The following is a 12,968-nucleotide window of genomic DNA, read 5'->3' as shown; positions in this document are numbered from 1 at the left end:
GTGGCGGCCTCCCCCGCGGACCGGGTGCCGCCGCAGCTGGTGCTCGCCGCCGCGGCGCTGAGCCTGCAGGTGGGCGCCGCCGTGGCCACCCTGCTCTTCCCCGCCCTCGGCGCGACCGGCGTCCTGGCCCTGCGGATGGGCGTCGGCGCGCTGTGCCTGGTGGTGCTCGGGCGGGCGTGGCGGGCCGTGCCGAGGGGGCGCACGCGCGGGCTCGTCGTCGCCTTCGGCGCCGTCCTCGGCACCATGAACCTGCTCTTCTACCTCTCCCTGGAGCGCATCCCGCTCGGGGTCGCCGTCGCCCTGGAGCTGCTGGGGCCCCTCGGCGTCGCGGTCGCCGGCTCGCGCACGCGCCGGCACCTGCTGTGGGTGGCCCTCGCGGTCGCCGGCCTGGCGGTGCTGCTCGGGCCGACGGTGCTCGGGGAGGCCTCGGCCGGTGGGGCCGGCGCCGGGCTGGACCCGGCCGGCGTCGCGCTCGCGCTCGCGGCGGGCGCGGCCTGGGCCGGGTACATCCTGCTCGGCTCCCGCCTGGCCGGCGCCGTCTCGGGCACCGCGGGCCTGGCGTGGGCGATGGTCGCCGCCAGCGCCGTCCTCGTGCCCCTGGGCGCGGCCACGGCGGGCGCGGCCCTGCTGGAGCCGGAGCACCTGCTGGCGGGCGCGGCGGTCGCGCTGCTGTCCGGGGTGCTGCCCTACTCCCTGGAGCTGGCGACGCTGCGCCGGCTCAGCCCGCGCGCCTTCGGCGTCATGATGAGCCTGGAGCCGGCGGTGGCCGTGCTCGCGGGGCTGGTGGTCGCCGGGCAGCGGCCGGGCCCGGCCGCGCTGGCCGGGATCGCCCTGGTCGTCGCGGCCAGCCTGGGCGCCGTCCCGGGCTCGGCGGAGGCGTCGGCGGAGGCGGCGCCGGACGCGGCAGCGGGAGCGGCGCCGGGGGCGGCGCTGGAGGAGCGGGGACCGGGGGTGGACGCGGTGGGCCCGGGATGAGGGCGCAGGTGCTGAGCAGGCCGGGCGCGAGGCCGAGGGCCGGCGCCGTGCGCGCTCCCCGAGCGCGCACCGAGCACGAGCAGGCGGCCCTGCGCGAGCGCCTGCTCGGGCCCCGGCGCGAGCGGGCGCGCGGCGACCGGCTGCGGGGCTGGGCGGGGCCGCTGCTGGTCGCCGCCCTGGCCGGCGTCCTGCGGTTCTGGCGCCTCGGCGAGCCGCACCAGCTCGTCTTCGACGAGACGTACTACGTCAAGCAGGCGTACACGCTGCTGCGCGTCGGCTACGAGCTGCGCTGGCCCGAGGGCGCCGACGAGGACTTCACCGCCGGCTCGCCCGACGCCTTCCTCGACGAGGCGGACTACCCCGTGCACCCGCCGGTGGGCAAGTGGATGATCGCCGTCGGGCAGGCGCTGTTCGGGGTGGAGTCCTCGGTCGGATGGCGCTTCTCGAGCGCCGTCGTGGGCACCGTCATGGTGCTGGTCGTGGCGCGGATCGGGCGGCGCCTGCTCGGCTCGACGCTGCTCGGCTGCACCGCCGGGCTGCTGCTCGCGGTGGACGGCCTGCACCTGGTGCACAGCCGCACGGGCCTGCTGGACCTCTTCCTCACCCTCTGGGTGCTGCTCGCCTTCGGCGCGCTGCTGCTCGACCGCGAGGCCTCCCGCGAGCAGCTGGTGCGCCGGCTGTGCGGCGCCGGCCCCAGCAGCTGGGGAGCGCGGCTGCGGCCGTGGCGGTGGGCGGCCGCGGTCTGCCTGGGCCTCGCCTGCGGGGTGAAGTGGTCGGGCCTGTACTTCGTGGCGGCCTTCGGGCTGCTGACGGTGCTGTGGGACGTCGGCGCCCGCCGCGCGGCGAGGCTGCCGCGCTGGGGGCAGGGCCTGCTGCGCGACGGCGCGCCCGCCGCGGCGGTGGTGCTGCCGACGGTGGTCGTCGTCTACGTCGCGACCTGGGCGGGGTGGTTCGCCTCGGACGACGCGCACCTGCGGCGGTGGGCGCAGGAGAATCCGGGCGAGGGCGTGACCTGGCTGCCGCCGGCGCTGCGCTCGCTGTGGCGCTACCACCAGGACATGTGGGCCTTCCACACCGGCCTGACCTCCCCGCACGACTACGAGTCGCACCCGTGGTCGTGGATCGTGCAGGGGCGCCCGACGTCCTTCTTCTACGAGGGCTCCGTCCTCGGCGACCCCGGGTGCGCGGTCGAGCAGTGCTCGAGGGCCATCACCTCCCTCGGCAACCCCGTGGTGTGGTGGGCGGGGGCCCTCGCGCTGCCGGTGCTGGTGCTCAGCTGGGCGCTGCGCCGCGACTGGCGCGCGGGCGCCGTCCTCGCGGGCGTCGCGGCGGGCTGGCTGCCGTGGTTCCTCTACGCCGAGCGCACGATCTTCACGTTCTACGCCGTGGCGTTCCTGCCGTTCCTCGTCCTCGGCCTCGCCCACGCGCTCGGGCTGGTGCTCGGGCCGCCGGACGCCGCGCCCGCGCGGCGGCGCACCGGCGCGGCGCTGGCGGGCGCGGTGGTGATCGGCGCCGTCGTGGCGGCGGCGTACTTCTGGCCCGTGTGGACCGGCGAGGTCATCCCCTACGCGCAGTGGCGGGCGCGGATGTGGCTCCCGTCCTGGATCTGAGCGCGACCGGCGCCTCGCGCGGGGCGGGGATGGCGGCGACCGCCGGCCCCACCGGCCCCACCGCGCCGGCGGTGCGCGGGCCGGCCGCGTCGCGCCGGTCCGCCGTGCGGACGAGGGCACCGAGGAACAGCCCGGCACCGACCGAGGCCGAGGTCCAGAGCAGCGCTGCGAGGAGGATCACGGACACGGCGTCAGTATGCGGACCGGGTGCCGCGATCTCGGGGACCCGGCGCGGGCCGGGAGTGTCGGCGCGCCGGGGCCAGCGCCCGCCCGAGCGCCGTGGCCGTCCCCAGCACCCAGGCCGCAGCGACGAGGACGTCCCCGGCGTGGACGCCGTGGGTGCGGCTGATCGAGAACAGCACCGGGCCCTCGGTCACCACGCGCCCGGTGACGATGAGGACGGCGAAGCAGGTGAGCACCGAGCACGTCACCGCCGCGGACCACCAGCCGCGCAGCACGTCCGCGTCGCGGGGCACGACGCCCCGCGGGGCGGCGGTGCGGGAGGCGGCGGCCCTGCCGCGCGGGACCGACCCCCCCGTGCCGGGGGGCGGCGCCCCGGGTGGGACGCTGCCGCGGAAGACCGGCGGGGCCTCGCCGAGCGGTCGCGGAGCCGCCTCCGGCGGCGTCCACTCCCGCGCGGGCGCCGACCGCTCCACCCGGGCGAGAGCGTCCGGCGGGGAGGGGACGTCCAGCCCGGGCACGGTCACCCGGTGGGCATCGGCACCCGGGCCCCGCGGCTGGAGGGGCCGTCCGGGTGGTCCGGCGCGGCGGCGCCGGAGCGCCGCGCCGTCGTGGACCCTGGACGCGTCAGCACCACAAGAGGAGGCCCGCCGTGCAGATCGGCATCAGCTCGTTCGCGGAGACGACCCCGGACCCCACCACCGGCGAGGTGATGAGCCCGGCCCAGCGCGCCCGCGAGGTGGTCGAGGAGGTCGTCCTCGCCGACCAGGTCGGTCTCGACGTCTACGGCCTCGGCGAGCACCACCGGCCCGACTTCGTCGCCTCCGCCCCGGCCGTGCTGCTGGCCGCCGCGACCGCGCGCACCGAGCGGGTCCGGCTGACGAGCGCCGTCACCGTGCTCAGCTCCGACGACCCGGTGCGCGTCTTCCAGGACTTCGCCACCCTGGACCTGGTCTCCGGCGGGCGCGCGGAGGTCATCGCCGGCCGCGGGTCGTTCATCGAGTCCTTCCCGCTGTTCGGCTACGACCTCGCCGACTACGACGACCTATTCGCCGAGAAGCTGGACCTGCTGCTGCGCGTCCGCGCCTCCGAGAGGGTCACGTGGCGAGGCCGGCACCGCCCCGCGCTCGCCGACGCCGGGGTCTACCCGCGCCCGGTGCAGGACCCCCTGCCGGTGTGGGTCGGCGTGGGCGGCAACCCGCAGTCCGTCGTGCGCGCCGGCACCCTGGGCCTGCCGCTGGCGGTCGCGATCATCGGCGGCATGCCGGAGCAGTTCGCCCCGCTGGTGCGGCTGTACCGCGAGGCCGCCCGGCGCGCCGGGCACGACCCGGCGGCGCTGCCCGTGGCCACGCACTCGCACGGCTTCCTCGCGGAGACCTCGCAGGGCGCGGCCGACACGAGCTTCCCCTCCTACGCGGCGGCGATGACGACGATCGGGCGCGAGCGCGGGTGGGCGCCGTACACCCGCGCGGCCTTCGACGCCGGGCGCACCCTGCGCGGCGCGCTGTTCGTGGGCAGCCCGGCCGAGGTGACCGAGAAGCTGCTGCTCAACCACGAGGTGCTGGGCATCGACCGGTTCATGCTGCACGTGAGCACCGGCACGCTGCCGCACCGCGACGTGATGCGGGCCATCGAGCTGCTGGGCACCGAGGTCGCGCCCGCGGTGCGCGCGGAGGTCGCCCGCCGGGGCGCGTGAGGTCAGTCCTCCTCGCGCGCCGAGCGCTTCGCCGCGTACATCGCGGCGTCCGCCTCGGCGAGGACGTCGGCGGCCGCGCGGCCGGGACGGTCCACGACCGCCAGTCCGCAGCTCGCGCGGACGTCGACGCGGCGGCTGCCGACCGCGACCGTGCGCCGCAGCACGGTGCGCAGCCGCTGGAGCACCTGGTGCGCCTCGGCGGCCGAGTGCACGTGCGCGAGGACGACGAACTCGTCGCCGCCGAGGCGGGCCACCGTGTCGCGGTCGCGGACGGCGGCCGTCGCGGCGCGCACGACCGCGATGAGCACCTGGTCGCCGAACAGGTGGCCGTGGCGGTCGTTGAGGACCTTGAAGTCGTCGACGTCGGCGAGGACGACGGCCAGGACGCCGCCGTCCCGGTCGCGCGCGGCCAGCGCCTGCTCCATGCGGTCGTCGAGGAGCGCGCGGTTGGCCGCCCCGGTGAGCGGGTCGTGCAGGGCGAGCCACCGCAGCCGCCCCTCCTCGTCGCGGCGCTGGTCGACGTGCTCGATCACGGCGACGGCGTGCCCGGGGGCGGCGTCCCCGAGCAGGCGGGCCGTCGTCCGGGTCCACACGGTGCGGCCCTCCTGGTGCACGAAGCGCTTCTCGACGGTGGGGCCGGCGCCGTCGGCGGCCATCTGCGCGACGGCGGCGGAGTCGAGGTGGCGGTCGTCCGGGTGCGTCAGGACGGCGTAGGAGCGGCCGACCAGCTCCTCGCGCGGGTAGCCGAGGAGCGCGACGAAGGCGTCGTTGACGTCCGTGCAGCGGCCCTCGTCGTCCACGACGGCCAGGGCGATCGGAGCGGCGCGGAAGGCGGCCCCCAGCGTCGCGGCGTCCGCGGGCCGGAACTCCCCCTCCGGCTCCGACCCGTCGGCGGTGCGGTGCCGGCCGCTGGTGAGGCGGTGGGGGCCAGAGCGCATCGGGGCAGCCTGCCAGGCGTTCGAGTGGAGGGCCAGGAGCACCTCGGTCCGCTCACGGGGGGTGTGCGCGTGGGTGCGAGCCGTCGACCGGACGGGGCGGTGCGGGCGCCGGGAACGCCGACGGGCGGCGCCCGGAGGACGCCGCCCGCTGCGGAGTGGAGCCGGCTGGCAGAGCCTGTCGGCAGGCCGGTCGGTGGGTCTGCCTGGTGGAGCTGAGGGGACTCGAACCCCTAACCCCCTCGATGCGACCGAGGTGCGCTACCAATTGCGCCACAGCCCCGTAGGACGCTCCGAAGACTAGCACCGGCCCCCGGACCGCTCGGGCACGTCCCCGGCGCGCGACCCCCTCGACGAGCGCACTCCGCCCGCGAAGTGCGGGAAGGGGGACGGGCTCGGCTACTGGCCGACGGCCGGGCGGTAGCGGGCGACGAGCTCGTCGGCGACGACGCGCGCTGCTGCTGGGGCCGGCGCGCGCCGGACGCGCGCGGGCGCTCGGTGCGGACCCTCCGTGCCGGTGCGGCCGGGCGCCTGGGCCCGTGCGCGCGCGGCAGGGGCAGCCGGGGCGCGGCCGGGCCTGCCAGCCGGAGCGCGCACCGGGGCGGGGCGGGTCGTGGTCGCCCGGGACGCCGGAGCGCCCGCCGCGCGGCGAGCGGCCTGCTGGCGCTGGGCCCGGACGGCGCGGGCCCGCAGCACCTGGCGCCGGCGGGCGCGCAGCCGCAGGACGACGACGAGCAGGGCGAGGGCCGCCAGGCCGCTGGGGGCCGCGACGAGCGGCAGGACGCCGGCGACGGAGAGGACCGCGGGCGCGAGGGCGACCACCGCGGTCACCGCGAGCAGCACGACGGCCGCGAGCGGCACCGCCGGCCGGCTCCCCATCCCCGTGGGAGCCGGCGCGGCGGTCGTGCGGGGGGCCGGCGCGGTGCGCGACCGGCCCGGGGCGTCCTGCGCCGCGGCGCGGGCGACGCGCTCGGCACCGCGCTCGGCACCGCGCTCGGCACCGCGCTGGTCGGCGACCTCGACCTCGGGCGGCGCGTCGGCGGCCCAGGCCAGCGCGAGCTCCTCGCGGCGCTGCACGGCGTAGGGCACGGCCCCGAAGAACCACAGCAGCACGATCCCTGCGAGGAGGAACCCGCTGCCGGCCATGGGGTGCACAGTAGGGGGCGACGGGGCGGTTGGGGAAGGCGGGGAGGGCGTGTCTTGTGAGACTGCTGTGACCAGAGTCCGGTTCCTCCCGGATCCTCCCGGTTCGCGGGTGCGGCGTCCAGGAGCGGCGGCCGCGCGCTCAGGCGCCGCGCGAGGAGCGCCAGCGTGCCACGAGCCCCTGCGGCACCTCCTCGGAGGTCACCGCGAAGGCCAGGTGGTCGCGCCAGGCGCCGTCGATGTGCAGGTAGCGCAGCCGCTCGCCCTCGGGGCGCAGCCCGAGCTTCTCGACCACCCGCAGGCTCGGGCGGTTCTCCGGCCGGATGTTGACCTCGATCCGGTGCAGCCCGACCGCGAAGAAGCAGTGGTCGACGGCCATCGCGACGGCGCGGGGCATGATGCCGCGCCCGGCGAGGCGCCCGTCGAGCCAGTAGCCGACGTGGGCCGAGCGCATGGCTCCCCAGGTGATGCCGCCGACGGTCACCTGCCCGGCCAGGCGACCGTCGTGCTCGAGGGCGAAGGGCAGCGCCTGCCCGCTGCGCCCCTGCCGGTTCAGGTCGCGCACGAGGCTGGGGAAGGAGCGCACCGGCGGGACGCCGTCCGGGCTCGTCGCCTCCCACGGCGCCAGCCACGAGACGTTGGCGGCGCGCAGCTCCCACCACGCCGCCGCGTCGCGCAGGCGCAGCGGCCGCAGGACGACGTCGCCGTCCTCCAGGACCACGGGCCAGCCCGTCCCCGCCAAGGCACCGCCTCCGCTCGCTCGCGCTCTCAGTGGTCCCCGCCGCGCAGTTGGTCGACCGCGTGCGGCAGCACGGAGCCGAGCAGCGTCACGGCGTCGCGGCAGGCGCCGGGCGAGCCGGCCACGTTGACCACCAGGGTGCGGCCGGCCACGCCCGCCAGGCCTCGGGAGAGCACGGCCGTGGGCACCCCCTGCTCGCGCCCCAGCGTGCGCAGGGCGTCCGCGAGCCCCGGCACCTCGCGGTCGAGCAGCGGGCGCGTCTGCTCGGGGGTGGCGTCGGTCGGGGCCAGCCCCGTGCCGCCCGTGGTGACCACCACGTCGTAGCCCTGCTCGAGCGCCGCGCGCAGCGCCTGCCCCACCGGGTCGCCGTCGGGGACGACGCGCGGGCCGTCCACCGCGAAGCCGGCGTCGACCAGCCCGGCTGCGAGCACCGGCCCGCCGGTGTCCTCGTACACGCCCGCGGACGCGCGGTTGGAGACCGTGACGACCAGCGCCCGCCCGGCGGTGCGCCGCTCGTGCTCGTGCCCGTGCGAGTGCGCGTGCCGGTGCGGGGACCCCCCCGGCGCCGACGTCCCTGCGGACGCCCCTGCGGACCCCCCTGCGGACCCCTGCGCAGACGCCTCACCGCTGCCAGTCACCGGACCGCCCTCCGCTCTTGGCCACGACCCGCACCCCGGTGATCTCCGAGAGCCGGTCGAGCCCCTTGACCATGTCCACCAGGGCCAGGCCCGCCACCGCCACCGCGGTCAGGGCCTCCATCTCCACGCCCGTGCGGTCGGCGGTGCGCACCACGGCGGTCAGCCTCACGCCGCCGTCCTCGACCTCGGCGGCCACGTCGACGGCGTGCACCGCCACCGGGTGCGCCAGCGGCACGAGCTCGGGCGTGCGCTTGGCGGCCTGGATGCCGGCGATGCGCGCCACCGCGAGCGCGTCGCCCTTGGGCACCCCGCCGCCGCGCAGCGCCGCCACCACCTGCTCCGAGCAGCGCACGAACCCCTCCGCCCGCGCCTCGCGCACGGTGACCGCCTTGGCCGACACGTCGACCATGCGGGCACGCCCCGCCTCGTCCAGGTGCGGGAAGCCGGCGTCGGAGCTCACCGCCGCCCCCGCTCGAGCACCATGCAGCGCACGAGGTCACCGGGCTCGACCTGCGCGACGTCCTCGGCGACGACCGCCAGCGCGTTGGCGACCGCGAGGTCGGCCACCAGGTGCGAGCCGTGCCCGCCGGCGGGGCGCACCCTCGGGCGCCCGGCGGCGTCGGAGGTCAGGACGGCGCGCACGAACTGCCGCTTGCCCGCCGGGGAGGTCCAGCCCTCGGTGACCTCCGCCGTCACCGAGGGCCGGTGCAGCTCCGGCTCGCCGAGCACGCGGCGCAGCGCCGGGCGCACGAAGACCTCGAAGGAGACGTAGGCGCTGACGGGGTTGCCGGGCAGGGTGAAGATCGGCGTGCCGTCGCCGATGGTGCCCAGCCCCTGCGGCATGCCGGGCTGCATGGCGACCTTCTCGAAGGTGACCGTGCCGAGGCGCGAGAGCACCTCCTTGACGACGTCGTAGGCGCCGGCGCTGACGCCGCCGGAGGTGACGACGACGTCGGCGCGCACGAGCTGGTCCTCCAGGACCTGCAGCAGCCGCTGCGGGTCGTCGTCGACGATGCCCACGCGGTAGGCGACCGCGCCGGTCTCCTGCACCGCCGCCGTCAGGGCGGTGCTGTTGGAGTCGGTGACCTGCCCGTGCGCCACGGGACGGCCGGGCTCGACGAGCTCGCTGCCCGTGGAGAGGACGACGACGCGCGGGCGCGGGTGCACGCGCACACGCCCGCGCCCGGTGGCCGCCAGCAGCGCCAGCGAGCGCGGAGTCAGCCGCGCGCCGGCGTCCAGCAGCGCCTCGCCGGGCTGGACGTCCTCCCCCGCCCGCCGCACGTGCTGGCCCGGGCGGGGCGCGCGGGTGATCGTCACGGACGCCACGCCGGCGTCGGTCCACTCGACGGGCACGACGGCGCCGGTGCCGCGCGGCACGGGCGCGCCCGTCATGATCCGCGCGGCGGTGCCCGGCACGAGCACGAGCGGCTCGCCGGCGCCGGCGGGCAGGTCGGCGACCACGGGCAGCACCACGGGCCCCGACCCGCTGGCACCGGCGACGTCCTCGACGCGCACGGCGTACCCGTCCATGGCCGAGCCGTCGAAGGCGGGCAGGGCGCCGGGGGCCACGACGTCCTCGGCGAGCACGCAGTCCAGGGCCTCCAGCAGCGGGACGTCGAGGGGCGCCAGGGGCGCCACGAGCCCCAGGGCGTCGGCCAGGTGCTGCTCGACGGGCTTCAGCGGCACGGTCAGCGGCGCACCGGGGCGTGCGTGGGCGCCTCGGTGTCGAAGCCGGAGGCGACCCACTCGGCCAGCCACTCGCGCAGGCCCGGGCCGAGGTCCTCGCGGCCGCTGGCCAGGCGGACGACGGCCTTGAGGTAGTCGAGCTTGTCGCCGGTGTCGTAGCGGCGGCCGCGGAAGACCACCCCGCGCACCCCGCCGCCCTGCTCGGGGCTCGTGCCGGCGAGGGTCTGCAGGGCGTCGGTCAGCTGGATCTCCCCGCCGCGGCCGGGCGGGGTGCGCTCGAGCACCTCGAACACCGCCGGGGACAGCACGTAGCGGCCGATGATCGCCAGGTTGCTGGGGGCGTCGGCCGGGTCCGGCTTCTCCACCATGCCCGCCAGGCGCACGACGTCCTCCTGGCCGGCGGTGGCGTCGTCCTGCGCCAGCTCGGCGCAGCCGTACAGGCCCACCTGGTCGCGCGGGACCTCCAGCAGCGCCACGACGCTGCCGCCGTGCTGGGCCTGCACGGCGACCATGCGCTGCAGCAGCGGATCGCGCTCGTCGATGAGGTCGTCGCCGAGCAGGACGGCGAACGGCTCGTCGCCCACGTGCCCCTTGGCGCACAGCACCGCGTGGCCGAGGCCGCGGGCCTCGCCCTGGCGCACGAAGTGCACCTGCGCGAGCTCGGTGGCGCGGCGCACGAGCGCGAGCCTGGCGTCGTCGCCCTTGGCCTCCAGCGCCGCCTCGAGCTCGGGGACGCGGTCGAAGTGGTCCTCCAGCGTCCGCTTCGTGCGGCCCGTGACCATCAGGACGTCGGTCAGGCCCGCCGAGACGGCCTCCTCGACCACGTACTCGATGGCCGGGCGGTCGACGACCGGCAGCATCTCCTTGGGCGTGGTCTTGGTCGCCGGCAGGAAGCGGGTGCCCATCCCGGCGACGGGGATGACGGCCTTGCGGATCGCCTCGGTCATGCCGGGCAGGCTAACGGCGATGGGCGACGATCTGCTTCGTGGGAGCCGCGCCGTCCCCCGGGCAGCCGGGTGCCTCCGCCGAGAAGGCGCGCCTGCGCGCGAGCGTGCGCGCGGCGCGGCGCCGGCGCACCCCGCAGCAGCGCGAGCGGGACGCGCGGGCGCTGGCCCGCACGGCCGCCGCGGCGCCGCAGGTCGCCGCCCTGCCCGCGGGCGCCGTGGTGGCCGCCTACGACTCCCGCCCGACCGAGCCGGGCACGCGCCCGCTGCGGGCGGCGCTGCGGGCGCGCGGGCTGCGGGTGCTGCTGCCGGTGGTGCCCGCCGCGCCCGGGCCGCTGGCCTGGGTCGAGGACACCGGGCCCGACGGCCCGCCCGACGGCCCGCTCGGTGTGCCGGCGGGCCTCGCCGCGGCGGCGCTGGTGCTGCTGCCCGCGCTCGCCGTGGACGCCGCCGGCGCGCGGCTGGGCCAGGGCGGCGGCCACTACGACCGCGCGCTGGCCGCCCTCGCCGGTGCCCCGGCGCGCCCGCTGCTGGTCGCCGTCGTCCACGACGAGGAGCTGCTGGCCCGCGGCGCGGTGCCGCGCGAGGCCCACGACGTCCTCGTCGACGCGGTGCTCACGCCGCTGCGGTGGCACCGGCTGCCCCCCACCCCGTGACCGCTTCCCCGCTCCCCGTCGTGATCTTGCACGTCCGGTCCGCCACCGGTCCGGACGTGCAAGATCACGCGCGGGGGGTGGGCGCGATCGCGCGGGAGCGACCCGGAACTGCAAGATCACGACGGGAGGAGGGGGTCGGGTCACCGTAGGATCAGGCCCCACGGGGCCACCGCCGGGCCGGACGGGAGGGGGCTCGGGATGGGTGTCGACGCGCTGGACGCCGGCATCCTCATCGGCGCGGCGGTGCTGCTCGCGGCCGTGGTGGCGGTGCGGGTCTCCGTCGGCACCGGGACCCCGTCCCTGCTGCTCTACCTGGCCCTGGGCGTCGCGCTCGGCGAGGACGGCCTCGGCATCGAGTTCCGCGACTACGAGCTGACGGTGGTGCTCGGCTACTGCGCGCTGGTGCTCATCCTCGCCGAGGGCGGCCTGACCACCCGCTGGTCGACCGTGCGCGGGGCCATGGCCCCGGCCGCCGTGCTCGCCACCGCCGGCTCGGCGGTCTCCGTGCTCGTCGTCGCCGCCGCGACGCACTGGCTGCTGGGGACGCCGTGGACCCTCGCGCTGCTCCTGGGCGCCGTAGTCGCCTCCACCGACGCCGCCGCCGTCTTCTCGGTGCTGCGCCGCCTGCCCCTGCCGCCGCGCCTGACGGGACTGCTCGAGGCGGAGTCCGGCGTCAACGACGCGCCCGTCGTCATCGCCGTCGTCGCCCTCAGCGAGGCCCTGGCGGGCGAGCCGCAGCACCCGTGGTGGGCGCTCGGCCTGCTCGCGCTCGTCGAGCTCGCCGGCGGCGCGGCGCTCGGCGGCCTCGTGGGCTGGCTCGGGGTGCGGCTGGTGCGCTGGATGGCGCTGCCGTCGTCCGGCCTGTACCCCGTCGCGGTGCTCGCGCTGTGCGCCCTCGCGTACGGCGCGGGCACGCAGCTGCACCTGTCGGGGTTCATCGCCGTCTACCTGGCGGCCCTCGTGCTCGGCAACGCCGACCTGCCGCACCGCCAGGCCGTGCGCGGGTTCGCCGAGGGGGTCGGGTGGCTGGCGCAGATCGGGCTGTTCGTGCTGCTGGGGCTGCTGCTGGCGCCGTCGCAGCTGCCGGAGGTGCTGGTCCCGGCGCTCCTGGTCGGCGGCGTGCTGCTGCTGGTCGCCCGGCCGCTGTCGGTGCTGGTCTCGGTGTCGTGGTTCCGGATCCCGCTGCGCGAGCAGGCGCTGCTGTCGTGGGGCGGGCTGCGCGGGGCGGTGCCGATCGTGCTGGCCACCGTGCCCGCGGCGGTCGGCGTGCCGGGCAGCGGGAACCTCGTCGAGCTCGTCTTCGTCCTCGTCGTCGTCTTCACGCTCGTGCAGGCGCCGACGCTGCCGTGGGTGGCGCGCCGGCTGGGGCTGGCGGGCACCGAGAGCCGCGAGCTGGCCGTGGAGGCCTCCCCGCTGGGCGCCATCGGCGCCGACGTGCTGCAGGTGCGGATCGGGCCGGGATCGCGCCTGCACGGCCTGGAGGTCTTCGAGCTGCGGCTGCCGCAGGGCGCGGACGTCGCGCTCGTGGTGCGCGACGGGCGGGCGCGCGTGCCGGAGCCGCGCACGGTGCTGCGCCACGGCGACGACCTGCTGATCGTGGCCGTGGAGGAGGTGCGCGCCGCCGCGGAGGCGCGCCTGCACGACCTGGACCGCGGCGGGCGGCTGGCGACGTGGTCCGCGCCCGGCGACCGCGCCCCGGGCCGTGCGGCGCCGGGGCAGCCGCCGCAGCGGCAGCGGTAGGATTGGCACTCCGGCACGCCGAGTGC

13 protein-coding genes and 1 tRNA gene are annotated in these 12,968 nt (G+C 78.0%); 5 read left to right on the top strand and 9 right to left on the bottom strand.

Going from position 1 to position 12,968, the window contains the following annotated elements:
- Both BLS82_RS11355 and BLS82_RS11350 read left to right on the top strand, forming a co-directional pair.
- On the top strand, positions 1-975 hold the full coding sequence (locus tag BLS82_RS11355; protein WP_092865812.1) for an EamA family transporter: 975 nt from the start codon (positions 1-3) through the stop codon (positions 973-975).
- A 47-nt stretch (positions 976-1,022) separates the two neighbouring features.
- Positions 1,023-2,585, top strand: a complete 1,563-nt coding sequence (locus BLS82_RS11350; protein ID WP_255378293.1) for a dolichyl-phosphate-mannose--protein mannosyltransferase — start codon at positions 1,023-1,025, stop codon at positions 2,583-2,585.
- Between the two features lie 191 nt (positions 2,586-2,776).
- On the opposite strand, the gene BLS82_RS11345 is transcribed toward BLS82_RS11350, so the two are convergent.
- Positions 2,777-3,292, bottom strand: coding sequence for a hypothetical protein (locus tag BLS82_RS11345; RefSeq protein ID WP_092865806.1), 516 nt, complete (start codon positions 3,290-3,292; stop codon positions 2,777-2,779).
- Between the two features lie 125 nt (positions 3,293-3,417).
- On the opposite strand from BLS82_RS11345, the gene BLS82_RS11340 reads away from it, so the two are divergent.
- Positions 3,418-4,461 carry an LLM class flavin-dependent oxidoreductase gene (locus BLS82_RS11340; RefSeq protein ID WP_092865803.1) on the top strand — a complete coding sequence of 348 codons (1,044 nt, stop codon included), beginning with the start codon at positions 3,418-3,420 and terminating at the stop codon, positions 4,459-4,461.
- A gap of 2 nt (positions 4,462-4,463) precedes the next feature.
- On the opposite strand, the gene BLS82_RS11335 is transcribed toward BLS82_RS11340, so the two are convergent.
- The 8 genes from BLS82_RS11335 to galU all read right to left on the bottom strand — a co-directional run bounded on the left by BLS82_RS11335 (position 4,464) and on the right by galU (position 10,549).
- On the bottom strand, positions 4,464-5,399 hold the full coding sequence (locus BLS82_RS11335; protein ID WP_143028826.1) for a GGDEF domain-containing protein: 936 nt from the start codon (positions 5,397-5,399) through the stop codon (positions 4,464-4,466).
- Between the two features lie 204 nt (positions 5,400-5,603).
- Positions 5,604-5,679: transfer RNA gene (locus BLS82_RS11330), tRNA-Ala, on the bottom strand.
- Between the two features lie 116 nt (positions 5,680-5,795).
- Positions 5,796-6,542, bottom strand: a complete 747-nt coding sequence (locus tag BLS82_RS11325) for a hypothetical protein (protein ID WP_092865797.1) — start codon at positions 6,540-6,542, stop codon at positions 5,796-5,798.
- A 139-nt stretch (positions 6,543-6,681) separates the two neighbouring features.
- The gene (locus BLS82_RS11320; RefSeq protein ID WP_218123849.1) at positions 6,682-7,281 is read right to left on the bottom strand and encodes a GNAT family N-acetyltransferase; all 600 of its coding nucleotides are present in this window, start codon (positions 7,279-7,281) and stop codon (positions 6,682-6,684) included.
- Positions 7,282-7,307: 26 nt separating this feature from the next.
- Positions 7,308-7,769, bottom strand: coding sequence for a MogA/MoaB family molybdenum cofactor biosynthesis protein (locus tag BLS82_RS11315; RefSeq protein WP_218123928.1), 462 nt, complete (start codon positions 7,767-7,769; stop codon positions 7,308-7,310).
- Between the two features lie 130 nt (positions 7,770-7,899).
- Positions 7,900-8,325: a cyclic pyranopterin monophosphate synthase MoaC gene (moaC, locus tag BLS82_RS11310; protein ID WP_092866916.1), complete on the bottom strand. Its 426-nt coding sequence runs from the start codon at positions 8,323-8,325 to the stop codon at positions 7,900-7,902.
- A 47-nt stretch (positions 8,326-8,372) separates the two neighbouring features.
- Positions 8,373-9,602, bottom strand: coding sequence for a molybdotransferase-like divisome protein Glp (glp, locus tag BLS82_RS11305; protein ID WP_255378291.1), 1,230 nt, complete (start codon positions 9,600-9,602; stop codon positions 8,373-8,375).
- A gap of 2 nt (positions 9,603-9,604) precedes the next feature.
- The gene (galU, locus tag BLS82_RS11300; protein ID WP_092865788.1) at positions 9,605-10,549 is read right to left on the bottom strand and encodes a UTP--glucose-1-phosphate uridylyltransferase GalU; all 945 of its coding nucleotides are present in this window, start codon (positions 10,547-10,549) and stop codon (positions 9,605-9,607) included.
- Between the two features lie 38 nt (positions 10,550-10,587).
- On the opposite strand from galU, the gene BLS82_RS11295 reads away from it, so the two are divergent.
- Both BLS82_RS11295 and BLS82_RS11290 read left to right on the top strand, forming a co-directional pair.
- Positions 10,588-11,202 (top strand): 5-formyltetrahydrofolate cyclo-ligase, encoded by a 615-nt coding sequence (locus BLS82_RS11295; RefSeq protein ID WP_092865786.1) that lies wholly within the window; start codon positions 10,588-10,590, stop codon positions 11,200-11,202.
- A 198-nt stretch (positions 11,203-11,400) separates the two neighbouring features.
- A complete protein-coding gene (locus BLS82_RS11290; protein ID WP_092865783.1) occupies positions 11,401-12,942 on the top strand; it encodes a potassium/proton antiporter in 1,542 nt (513 codons plus the stop codon).
- Positions 12,943-12,968: the final 26 nt, after the last annotated feature.

Source organism: Quadrisphaera sp. DSM 44207 (genome assembly GCF_900101335.1).
Classification (GTDB): Bacteria; Actinomycetota; Actinomycetes; order Actinomycetales; family Quadrisphaeraceae; genus DSM-44207.
Note: the sequence above shows the minus strand (reverse complement) of the source record. Positions and strands in the feature narration are given on the sequence as shown.